The sequence below is a fragment of the Kocuria sp. CPCC 205263 genome, from assembly GCF_040981075.1.
In the GTDB taxonomy this organism is placed as follows: domain Bacteria; phylum Actinomycetota; class Actinomycetes; order Actinomycetales; family Micrococcaceae; genus Kocuria; species Kocuria rosea.
Genome location: NZ_JAVKPV010000009.1, coordinates 103530 through 128846, shown reverse-complemented (window position 1 = coordinate 128846; position 25317 = coordinate 103530). Strand labels below are relative to the sequence as shown.

22 protein-coding genes are annotated in these 25317 nt (G+C 74.6%); 14 read left to right on the top strand and 8 right to left on the bottom strand.

Annotation, left to right across the window (positions count from 1 at the left end):
* Window positions 1-273: 273 nt before the first annotated feature.
* Window positions 274-1815, bottom strand: coding sequence for a PucR family transcriptional regulator (locus tag RF647_RS14750; RefSeq protein ID WP_368812358.1), 1542 nt, complete (start codon window positions 1813-1815; stop codon window positions 274-276).
* Window positions 1816-1903: 88 nt separating this feature from the next.
* Window positions 1904-3373 carry an APC family permease gene (locus RF647_RS14745; protein WP_368812357.1) on the bottom strand — a complete coding sequence of 490 codons (1470 nt, stop codon included), beginning with the start codon at window positions 3371-3373 and terminating at the stop codon, window positions 1904-1906.
* Window positions 3374-3591: 218 nt separating this feature from the next.
* On the opposite strand from RF647_RS14745, the gene RF647_RS14740 reads away from it, so the two are divergent.
* From RF647_RS14740 to RF647_RS14730, 3 genes are all read left to right on the top strand, one after another.
* Entirely contained in the window at window positions 3592-3927 is a 336-nt protein-coding gene (locus tag RF647_RS14740) for a rhodanese-like domain-containing protein (protein WP_017832057.1), read from the top strand.
* Entirely contained in the window at window positions 3924-4925 is a 1002-nt protein-coding gene (gene pheA / locus RF647_RS14735) for a prephenate dehydratase (RefSeq protein ID WP_368812356.1), read from the top strand. Before RF647_RS14740 ends, pheA begins: the two co-directional genes overlap by 4 nt.
* Window positions 4926-5069: 144 nt before the next feature.
* Window positions 5070-5396, top strand: coding sequence for a hypothetical protein (locus RF647_RS14730; protein WP_368812355.1), 327 nt, complete (start codon window positions 5070-5072; stop codon window positions 5394-5396).
* 27 nt (window positions 5397-5423) lie between these two features.
* On the opposite strand, the gene RF647_RS14725 is transcribed toward RF647_RS14730, so the two are convergent.
* Window positions 5424-6365, bottom strand: coding sequence for a diacylglycerol kinase family protein (locus tag RF647_RS14725; RefSeq protein ID WP_336649951.1), 942 nt, complete (start codon window positions 6363-6365; stop codon window positions 5424-5426).
* Between the two features lie 173 nt (window positions 6366-6538).
* On the opposite strand from RF647_RS14725, the gene serS reads away from it, so the two are divergent.
* Together serS and RF647_RS14715 are read left to right on the top strand one after the other, a co-directional pair.
* The gene (serS, locus tag RF647_RS14720) at window positions 6539-7843 is read left to right on the top strand and encodes a serine--tRNA ligase (RefSeq protein WP_368812354.1); all 1305 of its coding nucleotides are present in this window, start codon (window positions 6539-6541) and stop codon (window positions 7841-7843) included.
* 83 nt (window positions 7844-7926) lie between these two features.
* On the top strand, window positions 7927-8919 hold the full coding sequence (locus RF647_RS14715; RefSeq protein ID WP_109222302.1) for an HAD family hydrolase: 993 nt from the start codon (window positions 7927-7929) through the stop codon (window positions 8917-8919).
* 10 nt (window positions 8920-8929) lie between these two features.
* Here the strand turns inward: RF647_RS14715 and RF647_RS14710 are convergent, their stop codons facing one another.
* Window positions 8930-10354, bottom strand: coding sequence for an NAD(P)/FAD-dependent oxidoreductase (locus RF647_RS14710; protein ID WP_368812353.1), 1425 nt, complete (start codon window positions 10352-10354; stop codon window positions 8930-8932).
* Between the two features lie 149 nt (window positions 10355-10503).
* On the opposite strand from RF647_RS14710, the gene RF647_RS14705 reads away from it, so the two are divergent.
* Genes RF647_RS14705 through RF647_RS14690 form a run of 4 tightly spaced genes read left to right on the top strand, consistent with a single transcriptional unit; the run spans window position 10504 to window position 14162 of the window.
* Complete coding sequence (locus tag RF647_RS14705; protein ID WP_368812352.1) at window positions 10504-11145, top strand: ABC transporter permease; 642 nt, start codon at window positions 10504-10506, stop codon at window positions 11143-11145.
* A 4-nt stretch (window positions 11146-11149) separates the two neighbouring features.
* Window positions 11150-12379, top strand: coding sequence for an ABC transporter ATP-binding protein (locus RF647_RS14700; protein WP_368812361.1), 1230 nt, complete (start codon window positions 11150-11152; stop codon window positions 12377-12379).
* A complete protein-coding gene (locus RF647_RS14695; protein ID WP_368812351.1) occupies window positions 12376-13188 on the top strand; it encodes an ABC transporter permease in 813 nt (270 codons plus the stop codon). The genes RF647_RS14700 and RF647_RS14695 overlap by 4 nt, the downstream gene beginning before the upstream one ends.
* Window positions 13185-14162 carry a glycine betaine ABC transporter substrate-binding protein gene (locus RF647_RS14690; RefSeq protein WP_368812350.1) on the top strand — a complete coding sequence of 326 codons (978 nt, stop codon included), beginning with the start codon at window positions 13185-13187 and terminating at the stop codon, window positions 14160-14162. Before RF647_RS14695 ends, RF647_RS14690 begins: the two co-directional genes overlap by 4 nt.
* Here RF647_RS14690 and RF647_RS14685 read toward each other — a convergent pair.
* The 4 genes from RF647_RS14685 to RF647_RS14670 form a co-directional block, all read right to left on the bottom strand.
* Window positions 14120-14782, bottom strand: a complete 663-nt coding sequence (locus RF647_RS14685) for a hypothetical protein (RefSeq protein WP_368812349.1) — start codon at window positions 14780-14782, stop codon at window positions 14120-14122. The genes RF647_RS14690 and RF647_RS14685 overlap by 43 nt on opposite strands.
* A gap of 52 nt (window positions 14783-14834) precedes the next feature.
* Window positions 14835-15497, bottom strand: coding sequence for a hypothetical protein (locus tag RF647_RS14680; RefSeq protein ID WP_368796934.1), 663 nt, complete (start codon window positions 15495-15497; stop codon window positions 14835-14837).
* The gene (locus RF647_RS14675; RefSeq protein WP_368812348.1) at window positions 15494-19123 is read right to left on the bottom strand and encodes a TM0106 family RecB-like putative nuclease; all 3630 of its coding nucleotides are present in this window, start codon (window positions 19121-19123) and stop codon (window positions 15494-15496) included. Before RF647_RS14675 ends, RF647_RS14680 begins: the two co-directional genes overlap by 4 nt.
* A 457-nt stretch (window positions 19124-19580) precedes the next feature.
* Complete coding sequence (locus RF647_RS14670; RefSeq protein ID WP_133411193.1) at window positions 19581-20108, bottom strand: inorganic diphosphatase; 528 nt, start codon at window positions 20106-20108, stop codon at window positions 19581-19583.
* Between the two features lie 235 nt (window positions 20109-20343).
* Here RF647_RS14670 and dacB point away from each other — a divergent pair, with 235 nt between their 5' ends.
* The 5 genes from dacB (at window position 20344) to hpt (ending at window position 25287) form a co-directional block, all read left to right on the top strand.
* Complete coding sequence (gene dacB / locus RF647_RS14665) at window positions 20344-21801, top strand: D-alanyl-D-alanine carboxypeptidase/D-alanyl-D-alanine-endopeptidase (protein ID WP_368812347.1); 1458 nt, start codon at window positions 20344-20346, stop codon at window positions 21799-21801.
* 45 nt (window positions 21802-21846) lie between these two features.
* Window positions 21847-23028, top strand: coding sequence for a zinc-dependent metalloprotease (locus RF647_RS14660; RefSeq protein WP_368812346.1), 1182 nt, complete (start codon window positions 21847-21849; stop codon window positions 23026-23028).
* Between the two features lie 126 nt (window positions 23029-23154).
* Complete coding sequence (locus RF647_RS14655; protein ID WP_035926022.1) at window positions 23155-23634, top strand: hypothetical protein; 480 nt, start codon at window positions 23155-23157, stop codon at window positions 23632-23634.
* On the top strand, window positions 23631-24746 hold the full coding sequence (gene tilS, locus RF647_RS14650; protein WP_368812345.1) for a tRNA lysidine(34) synthetase TilS: 1116 nt from the start codon (window positions 23631-23633) through the stop codon (window positions 24744-24746). The genes RF647_RS14655 and tilS overlap by 4 nt, the downstream gene beginning before the upstream one ends.
* A complete protein-coding gene (gene hpt / locus RF647_RS14645) occupies window positions 24736-25287 on the top strand; it encodes a hypoxanthine phosphoribosyltransferase (protein ID WP_017832038.1) in 552 nt (183 codons plus the stop codon). The genes tilS and hpt overlap by 11 nt, the downstream gene beginning before the upstream one ends.
* The last annotated feature ends 30 nt before the right edge of the window (window positions 25288-25317 follow it).

The following is a 25317-nucleotide window of genomic DNA, read 5'->3' as shown; positions in this document are numbered from 1 at the left end:
GCGCCGGGCCACCGGGCACCGGTGGCGCTGCGCTGCGTCAGGGGGTTCGTCGGACGGGCGGGCGACAGCACTGGGCCCGCCCGTCCATCGTAGGACTCCGGACGGGCTCCCCCGCGGGGACGTCGTCACCGGGTGACGACGAGCCGGAGCGGAGCCGGCGCCGAGGGGCCGCCACGGTCCCCCGACTGCTCCAGGTTAGCGCCGGGGCGACCCAGCAGGATGCTGAATCTTCGTGACGTCGTCGTGCACAGTGCACAGAGGAACGACGACGGTCTACGGCGTCGCTAGGTCGGGCCGGTCGGACAGCCGCAGGGCGATCCACAGCTCCGCGCGCAGCTGCGGGTCGTCCACGGACCGGCCGAGCACCTCCTCGATTTCCTGCAGCCGCTGCTGCAGGGTGTTGCGGTGGATCCCCAGGGCCTCGGCCGTCCCGCTCCGGTTGCCGTTGTGGGCGAGGAACATGCGCAGCAGGGGCAGCCGCCCGGCCCCGTCGACGGGGCGCAGCAGCTGCCGCGCCCAGGCGCGGGCGGTCTCGGGCGGGAGGAGGCCGGCGACGCCGCCCGCCACGAGGTCGTCCCACGTGCCGACGCGCTGACGGTCCGTGGTGCGCTCCAGCGCCTCGCGGGCCTCCCGGTCGCTCGCGTCCGTCTCGTGCACGGCCGCCGGGCCGCCGATGCCGGCTCGAAGCCCGGAGGCCTCGGCGGCGGCACGCACCTCGGCGAGCCGCTCCGGGAGGTCCTCCAGCAGCACCGCGGCGGTCTGATCGCCGTCGGGCTCCGTGGCCGGCGCCCCGACGAGCACCGGTCTCGCGCCGTGGGCGGCCTGCGCCTCGAGGCGTCGGACGCCGTCCCGCAGCTCCTCGGCGCCGCCGCGCAGGCGGGCCACCCGCACCCGGGGCGCCGTCGACCACGTCGTGTCGTCCGCCACCCCCAGCAGGGCGTCCGCCGAGCGCACCTCGCCGTTGAGCAGGAGGGCGAGGGCCCCCGCGCGGACCCTGCGGCGGAACAGCGTCTGCTCCGCCGCGCGCTCGGCGTGCAGCGAGAGCAGGGCCACGGCGGTGGCGATCACGCCGGTCCGGACGGGATCGACCGGGCCGGGCAGGGCCACCACGAGGTAGCTCTGGGGGGCGCCGTCCACCCCGAGGGGGTGGACGACCACCGCGCCGGCCGGGCCGGACTCGCTCAGGGACCCGCGCAGCCCGGCCGGGCGCAGCCGGTCGAGGAGCTCGGGGAGCGTCCGGCCCGCGGGCAGCTCGGGCAGCCCGGGGCCGGAGCGCTCCACGATCCGGGCGTCCGCCGCGCAGACGCCCGCCCACCCGCCGCCGAGCACCGACACCAGCGTGCGGACCACCCGGGCCGGGCCGTTCCGCCCCACCGCGGCCCGGGTCAGGCGCCGCTGCTCGGAGAGCATCGCCTCGAGGGCGGTGCGCGCCTCCGCCGCGCGCATCTCGGCCGCGGCGCGGATGATGCCCAGGAAGGGGGTGCGCTCGGGGACCCGGAACAGGGTCAGCCCGGCGTCCCGGCACGCCGCGGCGAGCGCGTCGGGCACGCGGAGGTAGGACAGCTGTCCGCCCACGCCCAGGCCCAGCGCCACCACGCCCCGGTCCGTGAGCCGGCGGACGTACTCTGTCCAGGAGTGCGCCCGGGCGGAGGTGTGGAGGCCCGTCAGCAGGAGGACCTCCCCGCCCTCGAGGTACGGGGTGGGGTCGGCGAGCTCGCTGGTCACCACCCAGCTCACCGGCAGGTCGGTGGCCGCCTCGACGACGGGCTCCAGCCCGAGCCCGGGCAGGCCGAGCACCTGGGCGACCGTGACCATGGGCAATCCTCCTCTTCCGCAGTCCTCGCTGTCCTTCTCGGCGTGCCGGGGACCGCCTGGAGCGGCGGTTCTCGGCGCGGCGGCCGTCTCAGCTCCGCGGCCTGCGGCGCTCGACCTCGGCGACGAGCCGGTGCTCTGCGTCGGGGCCCGGCCGGATCCCGGTGGGGATGCGCAGCAGGAACACGAGCCCGAGCAGCCACCACAGCCCGAAGATCGTCCAGGCGGGGGCGCTGAGGAAGGCGGGCATCCCGGGCAGGTACAGGCTGATCAGGGCGAGGCACAGTACGACCGAGAGCACGCCGATCGCCGTTCCGCCGTGGCCGTGGCCGCCGATCCGGAAGGGACGTTCCATGCCGGGCTCGCTCCGGCGCAGGATCACGAAGACCACGGAGACCAGGGCGTAGGCGATCACGATGGACGGGGAGCCGGAGTCCACGAGCCAGCCCAGCATCTCCGCGCCGAAGAACGGCGCCACGACGGAGAGGGCGCCCACGAAGAGCAGGGCGTTGGACGGCGTCCTGTACTTGGGGTGCAGCCGGCCGAACCACTGCGGGACCATCCGCGAGTTGCCGAGCGCCCAGAGCAGGCGGGACGCCCCCATGAGGAGCGAGTTCCAGGACGTCAGGATGCCGGCGATGCCTCCGGCGATGAGCAGGTTGGCCACGGTCGTGCTGGAGAACATGGCCCCCATGGCGTCCGCGACCGCGATGTCCGCGCCGGCGATGTCCGCGCCGGACATCGCCGAGGACGTGGTGAGCACGACCATGACGTACCAGGCCGCGGCGAGCAGGACGGAGACGATGATGGTCCCGCCCAGCTGCTTGGCCGGCAGGTGCATCTCCTCGGAGACCTGGGGGATGACGTCGAAGCCGACGAACAGGAACGGGACGGTGACGAGCACGAGGAAGAAGCCGGCCGTGCCGCTCGTGAAGAACGGCTCCATGGTGTCGACCGAGCCGCGGGTGAACGCCCCGAAGATCATCATGAGTCCCACGATCAGCAGGAAGAGGATCACGAAGATCTGCACCATGGAGGCGTGCTTCACACCGCGGATGTTGATCGCGGTGATGATGACGGCGGTCAGCGACCCCACCAGCGCCCAGGTCAGGTTCACCTCGAAGCCGGCCACGGTCCACAGCGGGATCTGGCTCAGGCCCGGGAAGATGTACTGCAGGGTGCGGGGGACCGCCACGGCCTCGAAGGCCACGATGGTGATGTAGCCGCCGGTGATGGCCCAGGACCCGACGAAGGCCCACCGGGCGCCCATGCCGCGCAGGAGGTAGTTGTGCTCCCCGCCCGCGTACGGCATGGCGGCGACGAGCTCGCCGTAGACGAGTCCGACGACGGCCATGATGAGCCCGCCGGTGACGAGGGCCAGCACGGTGCCCATGGTCCCGGCCTCGGCCAGCCAGTCGCCGGTGAGGATGACCCAGCCGAAGCCGATCATCGCGCCGAAGCCGAGGGCGATCGCGTCGAGGCGGCCGAGGACCTTCTTGAAGCCGTGGTCCTCGCGGTCCGGGGCGTCGGGCCCCGCGCTGCGGGGTTCGCTGGTGCTCATGGGAGTTCTTCCTTCTGTCGAGGACACCCGGACGAGGTGCCTGATCGGACCCGCCGCACGGCACTCCCGGCGGCGAGGGCACAATTTATACAGGGATTGTTTCGTCCCTGTGTGCCACCTGGAAGCCCCCGGCCGCCCGTGGGGCGGGCGCACCGGCTCCCGTGCCCGCGGACTAGGCTGGTCCGGAACAGCCCGTTCCCGACGAGAGGACCCGGACGATGGACAACCTGGACAGCCTGCCGAGCGCCTCGGTGGAGGAGATCCCCGAGGGCGCACGCGTCCTGGACGTGCGCGAGGACGAGGAGTGGGAGGCCGGGCACATCGCCGGTGCCCAGCACATCCCGCTCCGGCAGCTCCCGGAGCGCTACGGCGAGGTGCCGGTGGACGAGGATGTGTACGTGATCTGCCGCTCCGGCGGCCGGTCCCTCAAGGCCACGGCGTACCTCCAGCAGTACGGCTTCGACCCCATCAACGTCCTGGGCGGCATGGGGGCGTGGATGGACGCCGAGAAGCCCATGGTGTCCGAGACGGGCGAGACCCCGAACGTCCGGTGAGGTACGCCTACCTGGGCCCCGCCGGCACCTTCACCGAGGCCGCGCTGTTGAGCGTGTCGGGTGCCCGTGAGGCGGAGCGCCTCCCCGTGTCCTCCGTGCCCGTGGCGCTCGCGGCCGTCCGCTCCGGCGAGGTCGACGCCGCCATGGTGCCCATTGAGAACTCCGTGGAGGGCGGCGTGACCGCGACCCTCGACGCGGTGGCCACCGGCAGCGAGCTGCGCATCGTCCGTGAGGCGCTGGTGCCCGTCAGCTTCGTTCTCGTGGCCCCGCCGGGCACGGCGCTCGCCGACGTCCGCACGGTCTCCACGCACTCCCACGCCTGGGCCCAGGTGCGGGGCTGGATGGACGAGCGGCTGCCGGGCGTGGACTACGTCCCGGCGTCCTCCACGGCCGCCGCGGCGCTCGCGCTGGTCCCCGGCGGGGCGGGGCGCGAGGAGCCGGCGTCCCGGGCGGGTTTCGACGCCGCGGTCTGCTCGCCCGTGGTCGTCGAGCAGCACCCCGAGCTCGAGGTGCTGGCGGAGGACATCGGGGACAACAGGGCCGCCGTCACCCGGTTCGTGCTCGTGGCCCGGCCCGGGGCGCCCCTGCCGCCGCGCACGGGCGCGGACCGCACCACGCTCGTCATCCCCCTGTGGGAGGACCGCGCCGGGGCCCTCATGGAGATCCTCGAGCAGTTCGCGACCCGGGGGGTCAACCTCTCGCGGATCGAGTCGCGGCCCACGGGCAACTTCCTCGGGGAATACTTCTTCAGCGTGGACGTCGACGGTCACATCCTCGACGCCCGGGTGGCGGACGCCGTCGAGGGTTTGCGCCGCGTCTGTCCCAGCACGCGCTTCCTCGGCTCCTATCCGCGGGCCGACCGCAAGGTGGCGACCGTGGCCCCGCACCACTCCGACGACGCCTTCCGCGAGGCGGCGGCCTGGGTCGCCGCCCTGCAGGACCGCGACCGCCGGGCCCCGGAGACCCCGTCCGCGCAGGGCGCGCCGGACGGCGCGTAACGCGAGGACGCGCACCGCACCCCCGCTTGTTAGCAATTGCGAATACATGCACCATGGGGAGTGCGGGCGCGTCCGTGCCCGCGATCTTCAGCCGGTGTCGATCGACCCCCCGGGTCGGGACCGAGCCCGACCGGAGGTGCCACCATGCCTGCTCCCGCCGTCCGCCGCCTCGCCCTCGCCGCCGCCCCGGCCCTCCTGGCCTGCGCGCTCGCCGCTCCGCCGGCCGCGGCGGCCGCGCCGCCCGAGCCGAGTCAGGTGGTCCGCGTCGAGATCGGCCCGAGCCCCGTCGTCGGGGACCCGCGGACCGACGCCGCCCTCGACCTCGTGCCGGCCTCCCGGGTCGTCCCGGAGCCGGTCGCCTCGCTCACGGACCGCGGGCAGGGCCCGCTCGTGGCCGTGGGACTGGCCGTGCTCGCCCTCGTGGGCGCGTTCGTGGCGGGCCTGAGCCGCCGGCCTGATCCCGCCGACTGACCTGCGGGGCCCGGGCGCCCGTGCGGGTCAGTCGCCCTGGGAGGGCGGCACCCGCACGGAGAGCGCGCCCGGGAGGATCTCGGACTCGAACCCGTTGATCAGCCCGGTGCCGTCCCCGTCCATCTGGGACTCGATGGGCTCGTGGAACTCCACGCGCACCTTCTTCGCGGCGAAGAACTCGATCACGGGCAGGTCGCGCCGCTGCCGGAAAACGACCTTGGCGGCCATCAGCGCCCACTCCAGCGTGCTGCGCGGGGACATCACCACGAGGTCCAGCAGGCCGTCGTTGATCTTCGCCTGCGGCACCAGGATCAGGCCCGCGGTGAGGATCCCGCAGTTGGCGGCCATCACGGAGCGGACGCGGCGGCTCTGCCACTCGCCGTCGTCGATCCGGAAGCGGGCCCACCGCGGGGGCGCGATCAGGTGCCGGACCCCCGCCTCCCCGTAGGCCGCCCAGCCGACCAGCTTCTTCAGCTCGTCCCGGGTGTCCGTCATGATCTGGGCGTCGAAGCCGGCCCCGCCCATGACGCAGAACGCGTGGTCCCCCACGGTCCCGTCCTCGAGCTCCACGCGGAACGTGGCCATGTCGATGGCCCGCTCCGCGCCGAAGAGCGCGATGTCCACGTTGCGGTGTGGATCGCCCAGGTCGGCGCCCAGGTTGCGGGCCAGGAGGTTGCCGGTGCCCAGCGGGATGAGGCCCAGCGGGGTGTCGTGGCCGACCAGCGCCTCCGCCACGGCCCGGACGGTGCCGTCGCCGCCGGCGGCGATGACGAGGTCGGCGTCCTGCTCGAGCGCCTCGCGGGTCATCGAGGAGCCCGGGTCGTCCTCCGCGGTCTCGTAGAACACGGGGTCGGGGAACCCGCCCTTGCGGCACCCGATGATGACGGCGTCGCGGGCGACGTCCGCGTCGGCCTTGATGGGGTTGATGACGACGGCGACCCGTTTGGGGGCCACGGGAGTGGCGGTCACGGAAGGACTCCTCGGTTCTGCGGCGCCGGGGACCGGTGGCGCCGTGCGGTGGGCGGTGGCGCCGCGGCACGGGGCCGCGGGCCCGGGGCGCCGGGCGGATCGCGACGGGCGGATCGCGACGGGCCTCCACCCTAACCCCCGTCGCGTCCCGAGGACTTGGGTACCCTGTCAGGGTGATCGACATCAACCAGCTCCGTGAGAACCCCGACGTCTTCCGCGCCTCGCAGCGTGCCCGCGGGGCGGACGACACCCTGATCGACCGGATCCTGGAGGCGGACGTCGAGCGCCGCCGGCTGATCACCGAGTACGAGTCCCTGCGGGCCGAGCAGAACGCCTTCGGCAAGCAGGTGGCCCGGGCCCAGGGCGAGCAGAAGCAGGCGCTGCTCGCGGAGGTCAAGGAGCTGGCCGCCCGGGTCAAGGAGGCGCAGGCGGCTGCGGAGGCCGCCCGTGCCGGACAGGACGAGCTCGTCGCGGTCGTCGACAACCTCGTCCTCGACGGCGTCCCCACGGGCGGGGAGGACGACTTCGTCCTGCTCCGGACCGTCGGGGAGCCCCGCGACTTCGCCGCGGAGGGCGTCGAGCCCAGGGACCACCTGGAGATCGGCGAGCTCGTGGACGGCATCGACATGGAGCGGGGGTCCAAGGTCTCCGGCGCCCGGTTCTACTTCCTCAAGCGCGACGTCGCCCGGCTCGAGACCGCCCTGCTGCTCATGGGCCAGGACCAGGCCGTGGACAACGGCTTCGTCCCCATGACCACCCCGAACCTCGTGCGCCCCGAGATCATGAGCGGCACGGGCTTCGACGTCGCCCACTCCGACGAGATCTACCACGTGGGCAAGGACGAGCTGTACCTCGTGGGCACCTCCGAGGTCCCCCTGGCGGGCTACCACGCCGACGAGATCCTCGACCTCTCCGACGGCCCGCTGCGCTACGCCGGCTGGTCCTCCTGCTACCGCCGCGAGGCCGGCTCCGGGGGCAGGGACACCCGGGGCATCATCCGCGTGCACCAGTTCAACAAGCTCGAGATGTTCGTCTACTGCTCCCCGGAGGACGCGGAGGCGGAGCACGCGCGGTTGCTCGCGTGGGAGGAGGAGATGCTCGCCAAGTGCGAGCTCGCCTACCGGGTGATCGACACCGCCGCCGGGGACCTCGGCACCTCCGCGGCCCGCAAGTTCGACTGCGAGGCCTGGGTCCCCACCCAGGGCAAGTACCGGGAGCTGACCTCCACGTCGAACTGCACCACCTACCAGGCGCGGCGGCTCAACATCCGGGAGCGGCTGCCCGAGACCACGGACGCCGCCGGCAAGGTCCGCAAGGGCGGCACCCGCACGGTGGCCACCCTCAACGGGACGCTGGCGACCACCCGCTGGCTGGCCGCCATCCTCGAGACCCACCAGAAGGCCGACGGGTCGGTGCGCGTCCCCGAGGCGCTGCGGCCCTACCTGCGCGGCCAGGAGGTCATCCCCGTCCGGCGCTGAGCCGCCGGGAGGCGTTCGGCTCCCGTTCATCTCACATCGACATCTCGGCCATCCTGTCGGTGTGATGTGGCACCATGTCCCGCATGACAAAAGAAAAGACCGCTGGCACCGAGGACCAGCACGAACTCGTCGGCATCAACTCCACCGTCCCGCTGAAGGTCGAGCACTCGGAAGACCTCAGCGACACGGCCGGCGGCACCACCGCGCCCGCGCGCTCCGCCGCCGACGTCCGGATCCCCCTCAAGGTCCAGCCTCCCCGCTCGAACGGGTGGAAGAAGGAGGCGGGCGTCCAGTACCTGGTGGCCCTCGACGTCGACGGCACGCTCGTCGACCACGACGGCCACATGTCCCGCCCGGTGCGCGAGGCGGCCCAGGCCGTGCTCGCGGCCGGCCACCACGTGGTCATCTCCACCGGCCGCTCCAAGGGGGCGACCTTGCCCGTGGTGGAGCTCATCGGCCAGGAGCGCGGCTACGCCGTGTGCTCCAACGGCGGCATGACGCTCGAGCTGGACCCGGAGCTGCCGGCGTACCACCGGGTGCTCGAGTGCGTCTCCTTCGACCCCGGCCAGGCCCTCGAGGCCCTCGAGCAGCGCCTGCCCACCGCGAAGTTCGCCCTCGAGACCGAGGACGGGTCCTTCTACTCCACGGAGCGCTTCCAGGACGCGTCCTTCGGCATCGAGGCGATCGGCGTGGACCTGCACCAGCTGGCGCGGATGAAGGCCGTGCGCATGGTGGTGTACAGCACGGAGCACACCCCGGAGGAGTTCGCCCGGGCGATCGACGAGGCCGGGCTGCACGGCGTCACGTACTCCGTGGGCTGGAGCGCCTGGCTCGACATCGCCGCCAACGGCGTCTCCAAGGCCAGCGCCCTGGAGCAGATCCGCCGCCGGCTCGGCGTGGACCCGTCCCACACGGTCGCCGTCGGCGACGGCCGCAACGACATCGAGATGCTCGACTGGGCCGCCCGCGGCGTGGCCATGGGCCAGTCCCCGGACGAGGTCGCGGCCGCGTGCCACGAGGTGACGCACACGGTCTACGAGGACGGCGTCGCCCGGATCCTGCGCTCCCTGCTCTGAGCCCGGCGGCTCAGAGCCCGTACTCCTCGAGCAGCCGCAGCCAGACCTCGCTGATGGTGGGGAAGACGGGCACCGCGTGCCAGAGCCGCTCCAGCGGCACCTCGCCGACCACGGCGACGGTCGCCGCGTGCAGCAGCTCCGTCACGTCCGGGCCGGCGAAGGTCGCGCCCACGAGGGTCCGGCGCCGCCGGTCGACCACGAGCTGGGCCCAGCCCCGGTAGTCGTCGCGGTGCAGGAGCGCCCCCGCAACGTCGATGGCGTGCTCCACGACGTCCACCTCGAGGCCGTCCGTGCGGGCCTGCTCGGCGGAGCGGCCCACGGAGGCAACCGCGGGGTCGGTGAAGACCACCTGCGGGACGGCGCACCTGTCGGCCGTGGACGCGTACGGGGACCACGGGGGCGCGGACGCCCCCAGCCGGCCGGCCGCGCGCGCCACGATCGCGTCCGCGACGGCGCGCGCCTGGTACTTCCCCTGGTGGGTCAGCAGCGGCCCGCCCGCCGCGTCCCCGGCGGCGTAGAGCCAGCCGCCCTCCGCGCCAGCCACGAGGCCCGAGCCGTCGACCCGCAGCGCGGAGGGGTCCAGGCCGAGCTCTTCGAGGCCCAGGTCCGCGAGCGCGGGCCGCCGCCCCGTGCTCACCAGCAGCCGCTCCGCAGACACGGTCCCGCCGCCCTCGAGGACGAGCTCGACACCGCCGCCGGCGGACCGGACCCGTTCCGTGGCCCGCCCCTCGACGACCGTGACGCCCTCGGCGTCGAGGGCCTCGGCGACCAGCCGCGCGGCGGTGGACGGGAAGGCGCTCAGCAGCCGGCTGCGGGCGACCACCGTGACCCGGGAGCCCAGGCGGGCGAAGGCCTGCGCGAGCTCCGTGCCGGCCACGCCCCCGCCGAGCACCGCCAGGGATCCGGGGACCTCCTGCGCGGCGGTGGCGTCCCGCGTGCCCCAGAACGGCACGTCCCCGAGACCCGGGACCGGGGGCACGACCGGCCGCGAGCCCGTGGCCAGCACCACGGCGTGCCGGGCCTCGAGCACCCGGACGCCGCCGTCCTCGGCGGTGACTCGGACCCGCCGGGGCCCGGCCAGCGCGCCCCGGCCCCGGACCAGGTCCACGCCGGCCCCGGCCAGCCACTCCGCCTGGCCGGTGTCGTCCCAGTGCGCCGCGAACCCGTCCCGGCGGCGCAGCACCGCCACCGCGTCCGGCGGGCCGGTGACGGCCTCGGCCGCCCCGGCCACGCCGCGGGCGGCCTCGAGGGCCGCGCCCGGGCGCAGCAGCGCCTTCGAGGGCGTGCACGCCCAGTAGGAGCACTCCCCGCCCACGAGCTCCGCCTCGACGAGCGCCGCGCTCAGCCCGCCCCGCACCACGCGGTCGGCCGCGTTCTCGCCGACCGGGCCACCGCCGACCACCACGACGTCGTACGCGTCCCCCGGTTGTGCCATGCCCCGAGTCTGCCAACGCGAGCGCCGCGGGACAACAGCTCCCGGAGCGACACCCGGCGTGAGAGCTGCATCACCTGCATGAAAATGGGGTGCTAACCTTTTCGGCAGACCGGGTGACGACGTCATCGACGACGACCGAAAGGCGTGCCGTGATCGAGTACGTGTCCGACCGGTGGGAGCAGATCCTCTTCGCCAGCTGGCAGCACTTCTCCCTGGTGGTCCAGTGCCTGGTCCTGGCCACGGTCCTCGCGGTGGCCCTCGCGGCCCTGTGCTACCGCTCGCCACGGCTCACGACCGTGGCCAACAACGTCTCGGCCGTGGGGCTGACCATCCCGTCCTTCGCCCTCATCGGCCTGCTCATCGCACCGCTCGGCTTCGGGGTGACGCCCGCGGTCGTGGTCGTCACCTTCCTCGCGGTCCTGCCCGTCCTGCGCAACGCGGTCGTCGGTCTCGCGGGGGTCCCGCAGGCCACCGTCGAGGCCGCCCGCGGTCTCGGCATGGGCCGCGCCGCCACCTTCCTGAGGGTCGAGCTGCCCATGGCCTGGCCGGTCATCCAGGCCGGCATGCGCGTGTCGGCGCAGATGGTGATGGGCGTGGCGGCCATCGCCGCCTACGTGCTCGGCCCGGGTCTGGGCGGCTTCATCTTCTCGGGCCTGTCCCGGCTCGGGGGCGCGAACTCCTTCGCGTCGGTCGTCACCGGCGTCGTGGCTGTCATCGTCGTCGCACTCATCCTGGACGGGCTGCTCGTGCTGCTCGGCCGACTCACCACATCGCGAGGTATCCGTGTCTGACTCCGTGCGCCCATCCCGTACCGAAACCTCCGCGACAGGGGCCCGCATCCTGCTGGAGAACGTGTCCAAACGGTATCCCGGGCAGGGTAGGGCGGCGGTGGACGAACTGACGCTGGAGATCCCGGCCGGCAGCATCGTCATGCTCGTGGGCCCCTCCGGGTGCGGCAAGACCACCACCCTGAAGATGATCAACCGGCTCATCGAGCCCACCGAGGGCCGCATCGTCATCGGCGACCAGGACGTGACCTCGATGAACGGGGACGAGCTCCGCCGCGGCATCGGCTACGTCATCCAGGCCGGCGGGCTGTTCCCGCACATGAGCGTGGCCACCAACATCGGGATGGTCCCGAAGATGCTCGGCTGGGACAAGAAGCGCATCGCCGCCCGCGTGGACGAGCTGCTCGAACTCGTCTCCCTCGACCCCGCCGTGTACCGCGACCGGTACCCCCGGGAGCTCTCGGGCGGCCAGCAGCAGCGCATCGGCGTGGCCCGCGCCCTGGCCGCGGACCCGCCCGTGCTACTCATGGACGAGCCGTTCGGCGCCGTGGACCCCATCACCCGGCAGCGGCTCCAGGACGAGCTCATCAACATCCAGCACGAGCTGCAGAAGACCATCGTGTGCGTGACCCACGACTTCGACGAGGCGGTCAAGCTCGGCGACTGGATCGCCGTCTTCGACGAAGGTGCCCGGGTGGTCCAGTACGACGCCCCGGAGCGCATCCTGGCGGAGCCGGCGGACGAGTTCGTGGAGGACTTCATCGGCTCGGGCGCAGGCCTCAAGCAGCTCACGCTGACCCGGGTCCGGGAGGTCGACCTCGTCCCCGCGGTGACGGCCCGGCCCGGCGAGGACGTCCGGGCGGTGCTCGGGCGGGTCGACGAGGCGGGCACCCGCGACGTCGTCGTCGTCGACGACCGGGGCCGCCCGCTGTCGTGGCCCGCCCGACGCCAGCTGGAGCGCTTCGACACGGTCCCCGGGGACCGCAACGACCGGCTGCCGCTGGTCGGCACGGGCGCCACCCTCAACGACGCCCTGGACACGATGCTCGTCTCGAGCACGGGGGCGGCGCTCGTGGTGGGGGCCCGCGACCGCTTCGAGGGCGTGATCTACGTGGAGACCGTCATGGCCGCGATCACCGAGGCCCGGCGGTCCGTGGCCGCAGCGGACGCACCCCTGGGGCACAACACCGGCGAGATGCCTGCGGTGAGCGCGGGCTCGGGGGGCGGGGACCGATGAGCACGCAGACCGATCGACCCACCGCCGCGGAGCGGCATCCCGGCGACGCCCCGACGTCCCGCCCGGCCCCGGTCGACCCGGACCAGCGCACCTGGAAGGGCCTGCTCCTGCAGCCGCTGGCGATCCTCGTGGCCCTGGGCCTGTGGGCCCTGTGGCTGTCCACGGCGGAACTCACGGAGACCGAAGCGGTGACCCTGAACCCTGGGACGCTGTGGGACCTCACGGTGCAGCACCTGCAGCTGACCCTCGTGGCCACGGTGGTGGTCCTGCTCATCGCGATCCCGGTAGGCATCCTCCTGACGCGCAGGCCGCTGCGCTTCCTCACCGGCCCGGTGATCGCGCTGGCGAACATTGGGCAGGCCGCCCCGGCGGTGGGCCTCATCGTCCTGTTCGCCTTCGGGCTGGGCTTCGGCTTCCGGGCGGCCGTGGTCGCCCTGATCGTCTACGCCATCCTGCCCGTCCTCAAGAACACCATGGTCGGTCTCGACGGCGTGGACCGCAGCCTCGTGGAGGCGGGCCGCGGCATGGGGATGAGCGCCGCCTCGGTCCTGTTCCGCGTCGAGCTGCCCCTGGCCGTTCCGGTCATGCTGGCCGGCGTGCGCACGGCCCTCATCCTGGTGGTCGGCACCGCCACCCTGGCCGTCTTCGTCAACGGCGGGGGACTGGGCCTGCTGATCACCACCGGGGTCAACCTCAACCTCATGCGGGTGCTCGTCGCCGGCTCGATCCTGGTGGCGCTGCTCGCGCTGACCATCGACTGGATAGGCCGCGTCGTGGAGCACGTCGCGCGTCCGAAGGGACTGCGATGAGAACGCCACGGACCGCCGGCGCCCTGCTGCTCTCCTGCGCCGGTCTGCTGCTGACCGGCTGTGGGCTCGAGCCCTCCACGGCCTACGTCCCCGCCGCCGAGCCCGGCTCCATCCAGCCCGTCGAGGGTGCTGAGGGGACCGAGCTGACGGTGACGTCCAAGAACTTCACCGAGCAGCTGGTCCTCGGCAAGATTGCCGTGCTGGCCGTGCAGGCCGCGGGCTTCGAGACCCAGGACATGACCAACGTCCCCGGGTCCCAGCCGGTGCGCGAGCTCATGCTGTCCGGAGGCGCCGACCTGACCCTCGAGTACACCGGCACCGCGTGGCTGACGTACATGGGCGAGGAGACCGGCATCCCGGACCAGCAGGAGCAGTGGCAGGCGGTGCACGACGCGGACCTCGCCAACGGGCTGACGTGGGGCGCGCCGGCGGCCCTGAACAACACCTATGCCATGGCCGTGCGCTCCGAGTACGCCGAGGCCAACGACCTGGAGACGGTCTCCGACATCGCGAAGCTGCCGGTGGCGGAGCGGACGTTCTGCGTGGAGTCGGAGTTCAACTCCCGCAGCGACGGTCTCACCCCGCTGCTGGCCCACTACGACCTGGACCGCGGCAGCGAGGTGCCCGAGGGCAACATCGGCATCTACGACACCGGCGCCATCTACTCGGCCACGGACAGCGGGGAGTGCAACATCGGCGAGGTCTTCTCCACGGACGGCCGCATCCCGGCGCTCGACCTCACCGTCCTCGAGGACGACCGGCAGTTCTTCCCCGCCTACAACGCCGCCCCGGTGTTCAGCACGGAGCTGCTGGACGAGTTCCCCGCGCTCGAGCAGGTCCTGGAGCCGATCGCCGCGGCGCTCACCGACGACGTGATGCAGGAGCTCAACCGGCAGGTGGACGTCGAGGGGCGGGACCCGGCCGACGTCGCCTACGAGTGGATGCTCTCCGAGGGGTTCATCGTCGAGCCCTGAGCCCCGCCGGCCGGGCCGCCCTGGGCCGGCTCGCACAGGCCCAGCAGCCGGGCCGCCGCGGGCCGGGCGTCCTGCTCCTCCTGCCACAGGGAGCGGGCCACGGCCTTGGAGACCGCCTGCGGGGAGATGCCGAGCTCGGCGGCCACGGCCTTCTGCTGGCCGCGGGCCCCCGGCACGAGCAGGTCGACCACGCGCCACTCCGCGTCGCTGCGCTCCGCCACGATCCGGCCCAGCAGCCGCAGCACGGCCTGCGCCTGCGCCGCGGCCGGCGCGTCCTCGGCGACCACGCGCACCGGCACCCGGCCCGCGGCGGCCTCGGCGGCGGCGCGCGCGTGCGCCGTCCCGGGGCCGTCGGCGCGCAGACCCGTCCGGCCCTCCGGGTCGGTCGCCGTCTCGAGCCGGACCGGCCCCACCCCGACCCCCACGCTCCAGGCCGATCCGCGCAGACCGGCGAGCGCGGCCGCGACCGCGGCGCCGGGATCGGCGGTGATGCCCTGCACCGCGTGCGCCCGGGCGCGTTGGAACGGCACCACGGTCTCGAGGTCCGCGAGGCGGCGCAGGAGGCCCGGCACGAGGTCGCCCGCCTCGCGGCGGCGCTGGTCCAGGGTCACGACGTACACGGTCCCAGTATCGGGCACAGGGACCGCGGGGGAGCGGGGGCGCGGCGGGGACTCACTCCCAGAACCGCGGCTCGATGTCGACCCCCTGCACGATGAGCTCGTCCTCGAGGGGCTCCCGGCACACCACCGGCAGGCGCAGGCAGCCGATGCGGTCGTCGGGGCCGAAGTAGGCGGTGAGCCGGTCGAAGCCCTGCCGGAACGGGGCCAGCTCCTTGGCCGTGGCGGCGACCTCCGCCAGGTCGGCGTCGGAGCCGAGCACCCAGAAGGAGTCCGGGTCGGTCAGCTGGAGCAGTCCCACGGCCGCCCCGGCGTCGTTGTTCTCGGTCCCGGCCCAGCCCGGGGCGCGCAGCCACCCGCCCGGTGCCGCCGCGCCCAGGGCCGGCGCCAGGGGGTCGTACTCCCACGCCCGGGCCCGCTGCAGCCACGCGGGCGGCGCCGGGAGGTAGAGCGGGCCGTCGAGGTCCACGGGCCACCGGGCGGCGGCGAACGCCCCGGCGTCCACGCGGTCCCAAAACTGCTCCGCGGTGAGGTCGGTGCCCACGCTGTTGAGCGCCGCCCCAGGATCGTCCTGGCGCATGCCGTGCCAGTAGGTGGGGCGGGTCCGGACGTCGGCGCGCCGCAGCAGGGCGTCCAGCTCCTCCAGGTGGGCCGGCTCACCGAGCACCACCGTCCTGGACTCGAAGTGCAGGACGTAGGGCACACGCTCGGTGCTCACGGCAGTCCCGCGGGCCGTCCGCGGCGGCACAGCCGCGTGAAGCGGCCGAGCACCTGCAGCGCCTCCGGGGTGGCGGGCAGGTAGTCCGTGAGGGCGGGGGAGCGCACCACCACGGCGCACCACTGCCCCCGGGAGACCGCCACGTTGAGCCGGTTGGGAGAGAGCAGGAACTCCATCCCGCGGGGGCCGTCGGCGGCGGAGGCGGCCATCGACACGATGACGACGGGGGCCTCCTGGCCCTGGAACCGGTCGACGGTGCCCACCCGCACCCCGCCGCCGTCCTCGTCCCGCAGGCCCGCGGCGGCGAGCTCCCGGCTGATCAGCTCGACCTGGGCGTTGTACGCGGCCACCACGAGCACGTCCTCGGGCGCCAGCGGCACGGGGGGCGCCCCCGGGCCGGAGCGCCACGGCGTCCCGGCGAACTCGTGCACCAGCTCCACGACGCGCCGGGCCTCCTCGGGGGAGGCCGTGCGGTTGCCGGTGTGCTCGACGTAGCAGGTGCGCAGGCCCGGGGCCACGCCGGTGAGCTCTCGGCGGCCCGCGGCCGGGGCGGACCCGAGCCGCCCGGCGTAGGAGAGCTCGGAGACCGGTTCGCACAGGGCCGGGTGCATCCGCCAGGTGCGGTCCAGGAAGTAGCCGTGCTCGGCGGGCAGGGTGGGCGAGCCGTGGGAGAGCCAGCCCAGCGCCGACTCGTCCACGGGCAGGGGGTGGGTGCCCTGCGAGACCTGCGGCAGCTGCTGCGGGTCGCCCAGCAGCAGCAGGCGCCGCGCGGCCCGGGACACGGCCAGGGTGTTGGCCAGCGAGTACTGCCCGGCCTCGTCGACCACGAGCAGGTCCAGGGCCTCGTCCTCGAGGTGCTTGGCGTTGGAGAAGTCCCACGCGGTGCCGCCCACCACAGCGCCGCCGTCCGCCAGGAACGCGGCGAAGTCCTTCCCCGGGACCTCGCGCCACGGCGCCTCCCGGTCCGCGGGGCGGCCCGAGGGCGGCTTCTTGCCGACGCGCTCGGGGGCGACCCCGCCCTTCTCGAGCACCCCGGTGAGGAGGTTCTCGACGACGGCGTGGGACTGCGCCACCACGCCAATCCGCCACCCGGCCTCCACGAGACGGCCGATCACGTGGGAGCCGAGGAACGTCTTGCCGCTGCCCGGGGGCCCCTGGACGGCGAGGAAGCTGCGGTCGAGCGAGCGCAGGGCCCGCACCACGGCGTCGATCGTGCCGTCGGGGCCGTCGTACGGGCGGGGCAGGGGGCTCCCGTCCGCGGGCCGCGGCGCCCGGCGCTGCAGCAGCTCCAGGCCGGGCTGCCGCGGGAGCTCCGGCAGGGCGTCGGCCGTGCGCGCGGCGAGGGTCTGCAGGGACTCCTCGAGGGAGCGGGTGGCGATCGGCTGGGCCGGGCCCAGTGCGATCGGCAGCTCCGCCCAGGGCTCGGGGGCCGGGGCGTCCCGCGGCTTCTTCAGCCGTTCGCGCACGGTGAGCACCGCCGTGCCGTCCTCGTGCTCCTCGACGTCCTCGAGCGCGGCGGTCCAGTCCCCGGCGCGGCCGCTGCCGCGCGGGGCGGCGTCCTCGGCCAGGTGCGCGGGCACGGGGGCCCCGTACATCAGGAACAGCCCGGCGGTGCCGGGTCGAGGGGTGGAGCCCTCGCCGAACCGGCCCGCGAGGCGCAGGAGCCGGGTGGGTGCGGCGCTGCTGCGTTTGCCCGGGTCCTTCGCCCAGTCCTCCAGGACCTCCGCGCGCCGGACCACGAACACGTCGCGGGTGTCCTCCCAGTCCTCCACGGGGCCCTCGAGGCGGTCGAAGTGGGACCACCAGTACTGCTTGCGCTCGCGCCGATGGTAGCCGGTGGCGTAGGCGACCATCGCGACGGCCGTGCGCTGCTCCTCGGTCAGGGCGTCCCGCGCGGACGGGTCGTCCAGGTGCTCGTGCAGGCGCTGCTCGGCACCGGTCATCCCGGCGTCCGGCAGCTCCTCGGGCAGCTCGAGCCGCTCCTGGGCGGGGCGCGGCGGGTGGTCCGCCGGGTCCGGGGAGATCCCGGCGAGACCCAGCAGCCAGTCCCGCAGCCGCAGGGTCGAGAGGCAGTCGTAGGCGTTGTAGTCGGCTATCCCGGCCAGCAGCCGCGCCGCGTCCTCCTCCCGCCCGGCCGCCCGGGCCGTGCACCAGTCGGCGTAGGCGACCACCGACGCACCGGCGTCCACGACGTCCCCGGTGCGCAGGTGCTCGCCCATGTAGAGCGGCTCCAGCTTCTTGATGGAGTACGAGCTCTCCGACAGCCGCAGGCTTCCCCGCACGGTGTCGTAGAGGTCCACCAGCACGTTCTCGCGCAGCAGCTCGTCCACGGCGTCCTCGCCCACCGCGTGCACGAGCGAGAGCCGGCGCAGGGCCGCCTTCTCGTAGTCGGCGTAGTGGTAGACGTGCATGCCGGGGAAGCGCCGGCGCCGTTCGGCCACGTAGTCGAGGAACGCCCGGAGCGCGTCCCGCTCCTGAGCCCGGGAGTGCGCCCAGAACGGCCGGAGGACGGGGGCGGCGCCGGGCTCCGGGGGCTGCTCCACGACGCCGAACAGGTACTCGAGCCCCCAGGACGTCGGGTCCCCCGGGTCCTGCCACAGCGGGTCGCCCTCGAAGTCGAAGAACACGTCCCCGGCGTCCGGGGCGGGCAGCCGCCGCACGGGGTCCGTGGCGGTGACCCGGTAGGCGACCCGGCGAGTCCCCCCGTCCTTCCGGTACTCGACCGAGCCGTCCTCCCCGCCCCGGCCGGTCTGCATGGCCGCCTGGTCCCGCAGCCGCCGCAGCGCGGCGGGGAGCCGCCGGTCCTCCAGCAGCGCGAGCTCGTCGACGGTGCGCACGCCGTGCCGGTCGCGCAGCGTGCGGCGCACCCGCACGGACAGCCCCGCCGTCAGCAGCAGGTCCCGGTGCTCGGCGACGGCCCGGGCGCAGTGCTCGCACCGGCCGCAGCGGGCGACGTCGTCGTCCTGCCAGTCCACGGGCCCGGTCCGCGCTCGGTGCGCGGCGGCGGCCGCGACGAACCGCTCCCGGCGCTCGCGGTAGACCGCCAGGTGCTCGGAGACGGGGAAGACCGCCTCCCGCTGGTCGCCGAGGACCAGGGTGACCTCGGGGGCCACGTCCACCCCGGCCCGCTCGAGCTGGTCGGCGTAGGCGGCGAGCTGGAGCAGGGCGGTGACCTTGGCGTGCCGGGCGAGCTTGGTGTCGTGCACCGCGTACGCGCCGTCCGGGCGGCGGACGAGGAAGTCGGCGCGGCCGTGGAAGGCGCCGTCGAAGAAGGAGGCCTGGAAGACCACGTCGGCGCCCGCGTGCAGGGCGTCCAGGGACTCGGCGTGCTTGGCGGTCAGCTCGTCCCGGTCCATCCGCCGGGCCGGGACGACCTCGTGCACGCCCCGTCCGGTCGCCGCGTCCCAGGGGCCGAACGCCGCCAGGTGCGCGGCCAGGACCCGGTGCTCGTGGGCGTCGCCCAGCTCGGCCGTGCGGGCGAGCATCGCGTCCCGCTCCGGGGCCCGGCGGGGCGCCCGCCCCAGCTTCTCGTCCAGGACGCACAGGCTCGCGTAGGGGCACTCGGCCGCGCGCACCAGGTCGCTCGCGGAGAAGACGAGGTCCGCCTCGGGGCCCAGCAGGAACATGCGCATCCTTCCGACGGCGCCGGGTCCGTCCCGGGTCCGCGTCCATCGAACCACAGGGACCGGACGTCACAAGCAGGGCGGGACCGGCAGCGCAGGACGGGGATCGGCCGGCAGGTCCTCGGACCTGCCGGCCGACTCCCGGGGGCCGGTGACCGGCCCGCCGGGATGGACCGGGAGAGGTCGATGGGATGCGGCGCGGGTGGGGGGACCCCCGCCGCCACCGGGCACCTCGCGGGTGCGCTCCGGCGACCTCGATCCCGGTCGGCGGCCCGGATGCCGATGGGGGGATGCATCCTGGGGCCGTCGGGCCGGCTGAGCCGGCCGATCCCAATATAACGAAATTCATGGAATCCCTGTAGGGCGCACGTCACGCGCCGACCCGGGGCGGGCCCGGGGCCCGGAACGCGCGGGGGCCGGGGACCCCTCCGGTCCCCGGCCCCCGCGCGTGCCCGTCCGCTCAGTCGGTGGACGCGGCCTTCTCCTCGGCCTCGGCGGCCGAGTCGTAGTGGGACTGCTCGAAGCGCTCGCGGGCCTCCTCGACGAGGCGCTCGGCGGTCTCCCGGCCCTCCCAGCCCTCGCCCTTGACCCACTTGTTGGGCTCGAGGTCCTTGTAGCGCTCGAAGAAGTGCTGGATCTCCTTGAGCTTGTACTCGTCGATGTCGTCGAGACCCTGGATGTGGTCGTAGCGCTTGTCCGTGGACACGCACAGGATCTTCGCGTCCCCGCCGGCCTCGTCGTTCATGTTGAACACGGCGATGGGGCGCGACTCCACGAGCACGCCCGGGACGATCTCGAAGTCCAGGAGCACGAGGGCGTCCAGGGGGTCGCCGTCCTCGCCCAGGCTGTCCTCGAAGTAGCCGTAGTGCGCGGGGTACTGCATCGACGTGAACAGGACGCGGTCCAGGCGAAGGCGGCCGGTCTCGTGGTCGATCTCGTACTTGACGCGCGATCCCCGGGGGATCTCGATGGTGACGTCCAACTCCATGGTGCTTCTCCTCGTGCTGGATGGGCCCGGAAGGGCCGGAAAGGGCTGACAGCGGCCGAGCGCGGCCGCACCACCCGTGCGGGGTGGGGCAGATCCGACACCCACGATAGCGGCGGCCCCGCGGGCGGCGGTAACCGTCCGGCCCGCCACGGGGCCGCGCCCGGGGCGCCGCGGCGCCGCCCCGGAGCCGGCGTCGGAGCCGCCGCGGCGCCGCGGGTCGGGCCACAATGGGGGCATGAGCAGTCCCCGACGCCACGGTCCCCCCGCCGGGCGACGGCGGCCGCGGGCCCGTCCGGGCCCCGGTCACCGCGCCCTGACGGCGCTGCTCGCCGCCGGCTGCGTGGGCGTGGCGGGCTGGCTGCACCCTCACTGGGCCCCCGCGCTGGGCCTGGGCGGGGACGACCTCCCGGCGGCCCGCGTTCTCCCAGCGGAGGCGCCCGCCCCCGCCGGGGCCGTGCCCCCCGACCCGGCCGCCCCCGTGCCCGGCGCCGACGAGGTGGCCGCGGCGGTGGAGCCCGTGCTCGCCGGCGCCGCCGCCGGACGGCGCTCCGTCCTCGTGGCCGACGCCCTCACCGGGGAGCCGCTGCTCGAGCGGGACGCGGACGCGCCCCTGGTCCCGGCCTCCAACCAGAAGCTCGTCACGGCGCTGTCCCTGCTCACCCACGCCGACCCCGGCCGGCGCCTGCGCACCACGGTGGTCGAGGGGCCGGAGCCGGGCACGGTGGTGCTGGTGGCCGGCGGGGACACCCTGCTGAGCCCGGGGGGCTCCGACCCGGACGCCGTGCTGGGCCGGGCCGGGATCCGGACCCTGGCGCAGGCGACGGCCGAGGCGCTCGCCGAGCGCGGGGCGGCCGGGCCCACCGCCGTGCGGTGGGACGCGAGCCTGTTCGCCGGACCGGACGTCAACGAGGACTGGGCCGCGGGGGACGTCGCGGCGGGGCAGATCGGGCCGGTCGCGCCCATGGCGTTCTGGTCCCACCGCGTGCCCGCGGGGGAGGGGCCGTCGGCGGAGCGGCCCGTGGACGCGGCGCAGGACGTCGCCGAGGTCTTCGCGGCCGAGCTCGCGGCCCGGCTCCCCGGGGGCGGGGCGCCCTCCGTCCCCGGGGTCGCGCCCGGCCGGGCGCCCGAGGGCGCGGCCGAGCTGGCCGCCGTCGAGTCCGCGACCCTCGCCGAGCAGGCCGAGCTCATGCTGCAGGACTCCGACAACCACCTCGCCGAGGTCCTCTCGCGGCTCGCGGCCCGGGCCGCGGACCGGCCCGCGAGCATCTCCGGCGGCCGTGCCGCCGCGGCCGCGGCGCTCGAGGCGCACGGCGTCCCGGCGTCGGGCACCGTGATCTCCGACGCGTCCGGGATGTCCCTGCGCAACCGGATCCCCGCCCGCGCGCTCGAGCAGGTCGTGCGGGCCATGGTCACCGATCCCACGGGGGTGCTGACCCCCGGCGCCCGGGCGCTCCCGGTGGCCGGCGGCAGCGGGACCCTCACCGGTCGGTTCGACGACGACGCCGAGCGCCCCGGGCGAGGCCTGGCGCGGGCGAAGACGGGCACGCTGAACTCCGTGGTCGCCCTCAGCGGGCACGTCAGCACGGACGGGGGGCGGCTGCTGACGTTCTCCGTGGTGCTCAACGAGGTCGCCGACCCCGCCGCCGCCCGGGACGCCGTGGACCGCGCGGTGGCGGCCCTGGTCCTCCTGTGACGGCCCGCGCCGGGTGCTCCCAGGCGCGTGTGGTTGCATGAGGCCATGAGCGCAGCACAACGACCGCCGGAGACGGACGCGCCCGGGATCGTCCGGTGGGGCCTCGCGGCCTCCGCCGCCGCCCGGCTCACGCCGCCGGGGCCGAAGATGTCCGCCCGGGCCATGCAGACGGCCGTGGCCTCCATGCGCCGCCACGCCGAGGCGTCCGTGGACCACGTCCACCGGATCACCGGGCTCGAGGCGGCGCGGGACCTGCGGGACTCCACCGTGCTGGTCGTGGACCGCGCCGGGTGGTCGAAGGCCAACGCCCAGGCCTTCGAGGTACTCATGGAGCCGGCGGTCGAGGCCCTGCGCCGGCGCCGCCCGGAGCAGTTCGGCGCGGCCGCCACCGCCCTCGGCGGCACGGCCACCGCCATGGAGATGGCGGCGGTGCTCGGGTTCCTCTCCGCGAAGGTCCTGGGCCAGTACGACCCGTACGCCGGTCTGGTCTCCGCCGTGGCCGCGCAACGGCACCCCGGCGGGCGGCTGATGCTCGTCGCGCCCAATATCCTCACGGTCGAGCGGGAGCTCAACGTCGAGCCGGAGGACTTCCGGCTGTGGGTCTGCCTCCACGAGCAGACCCACCGCGTCCAGTTCGCCGCGGCCCCGTGGCTGCGCGAGCACATGATCGAGCAGATCAACGAGCTCGCCGACTCCCTCATGGGGCACGCCGAGACCCTCGGGGCGAGGCTCACGGAGGCGGTCCGCTCCCTGCCCGGGCGCGGCGCGGGGGCGGAGGAGCCCCGGGCCTCCCTCGGCGTGGTGGGCCTGCTCATGGGGCGGCGGGAGCGGGAGGTGCTCTCCCACCTCACCGCCGTGATGAGCCTGCTCGAAGGGCACGCGAACTTCGTGATGGACGGGGTGGACGCCTCCGTGGTGCCCTCCGTGAAGACGATCCGGCGGCGCTTCGAGCGGCGCTCCGAGCTCCAGGGCAGCCTCGACCGCTTCGTCCGGCGCCTGCTCGGGATGGACGCGAAGATGCGCCAGTACAGCGACGGCCAGCGGTTCGTCACGACCGTGGTGGGGACCGTGGGGCTGGAGTCGTTCAACCGGATCTGGGAGGCCCCGGAGCACCTGCCCACGGAAGCCGAGATCCACGCCCCGGAGCGCTGGATCGAGCGCGTGCTGGGCCCGGGCGCACCGCTCCGCCGGCCCCTCCCCGCCCCGGAGGCGCCCGGGATGTGGTAGACACCACGCACCCCCGTTTGACATGCAGATTCATACACATTAGGAGTGGGGCGCCCCGTCCCGAAGACCTCGGTCACAGCGCGACACGCGGTAGGCCGGATCACCTTTGTGTGACAAAATCTTTACGTGAGCACAGAGAATATCGAACAGCAGGTCAAGCTGTACGGCCAGCCCCTATCGGAGCGTTTCGGCACGGTCGTCCAGGCCTACGGCATCACGCAGCGGCGGCTGGCCGAGGTCCTCGGCCTCTCCGCCCCCATGCTGTCGCAGCTCAACAGCGGCCGCCGGATCAAGATCGGAAACCCGGCCGTCTACGAGCGCCTGGTGATGCTGGAGCAGCGCATCGGCACCCCGGACATCGAGGAGGTCCTCGCCGCGGTCGAGGCCTCGCAGCCCGTGCTGTCAACCACGCAGATCCAGGCCGGCATCCACAGCGAGACCAACGCCGTGGCGGCCCTCGCCCACGTGGTCCCGCGACAGGAGCTCGAGGCCGCCCTGGACCTGCTCGGCGAGACCGCCCCGACCCTCGCCAAGGTCGTGCGCCTGGCCGTGCGGGAGTCGCAGAACCAGCAGGCCGCGAGCGACCGCGAGGACGCCCGCCGGTGACCCAGTTCGCCCGCCGCGGCCGACTATCCCCGGACGTCGCCGCGGGGCGGCGCCGTGTGCTCGACACCGTCCGGCAGCACGTCCCCCGGACCTCCGCGGAGCCCCCGCTCGTGCTGGTGGCCTGCAGCGGCGGGCCCGACTCCCTCGCGCTGGCCGCCGCCGCGGCCCACTTCGCCCGGCGCGGCACGCTGCGCGTGGGCGCCGTGGTGGTCGACCACGGCCTCCAGGAGGACTCCGCGGCGGTCGCGGCCCGCGCCGCCCGCACGCTCGAGCAGACCGGGCTGGCGCCCGTCGTCGTCACGGCCGTGACCGTGCGCCGGGACGCGGGCGGTCCCGAGATGGCGGCCCGCACCGCCCGCTACGCGGGCATCGCGGAGGTCGTGGGGCGCACGGGCGCCGACGCCGTGCTGCTCGGGCACACCCTGGACGACCAGGCGGAGTCCGTCCTGCTGGGCCTCGCCCGCGGCTCCGGCACCCGTTCGCTGGCCGGGATGCCCCCCGTGCGCGAGCTCGACGGCGTCACCTACCTCCGTCCGTTCCTCGACCTCTCCCGCACGCAGACCCTGGAAATCTGCGCCGCCGAGCAGCTCGAGCCCTGGCACGACCCCACGAACCGGGACACCACCCTGATGCGCTCCCGGGTCCGCCACCGCGTGCTCCCGCTGCTGGAGGACGAGCTCGGACCCGGCCTGGCCCGTGCCCTGGCCCGGTCCGCCGCGATCCTCGGCCCCGACGCGGACTACCTCGACGGCGCCGCGGGGGAGCTGCTCGAGCGCGCCCGCGCCGCCGCCCCGGAGCTGCCCGGCTCCCTGGCCCTGGACCTCGCCACGGTGCGGGCCGCACACCCCGCGCTGCGCCGCCGCGCCCTGTCGGCGGCAGTGGTCGCCGCCGGCGGGCAGACCCCGGCCTACGAGCGGCTCGGCGCGCTGGACGAGTTCGCCGCGGGGCACGGGGCCGCGGGGCCCGTGCAGATGGCGGGTAAGGTGTCGGTGTGGCGCCGCCGCCCGACGGCGGGCAGCCGTGGCCCGGGGCACCTGGAGCTCGTCCACCCGCGGCCCGCGAGCGCCACCCGACCCGCATTCGCATCACCCGAGGAGCGCCGTGAAGGCTGAGGACGTCCAGGGGGATCTCACCGAGGTCCTGTACAGCAAGGAAGACATCGACACGAGGATCGCCGAGCTGGCGGCCGCCGTGGACGCCGACTACCGGGGCCGGGACGTCCTGCTCGTGGGCGTGCTCAAGGGCGCGGTGATGGTCATGGCCGACCTGTGCCGGGCGCTCCAGGGCCAGTACCCCATGGACTGGATGGCCGTGTCCTCCTACGGCTCGGGGACCAAGTCCTCGGGCGTGGTCCGCATCCTGAAGGACCTGGACACGGACCTCACGGGGCGGGACGTGCTCATCGTCGAGGACATCATCGACTCGGGCCTGACCCTGTCCTGGCTGCGCGCCAACCTCGAGTCCCGCGGCACGGCCTCGGTGGAGATCTGCGCCCTGCTGCGCAAGCCCGAGGCCGCGAAAACCTCCATCGACGTCAAGTACGTGGGCTGGGACATCCCCAACGAGTTCGTGGTGGGCTACGGGCTCGACTACGCCGAGAAGTACCGCAACCTCGACTGCATCGCGACCCTGGCGCCGCACGTCTACGAGTGAGCCGGCGCCCCGGGCGGGCGTGCGCCGCGG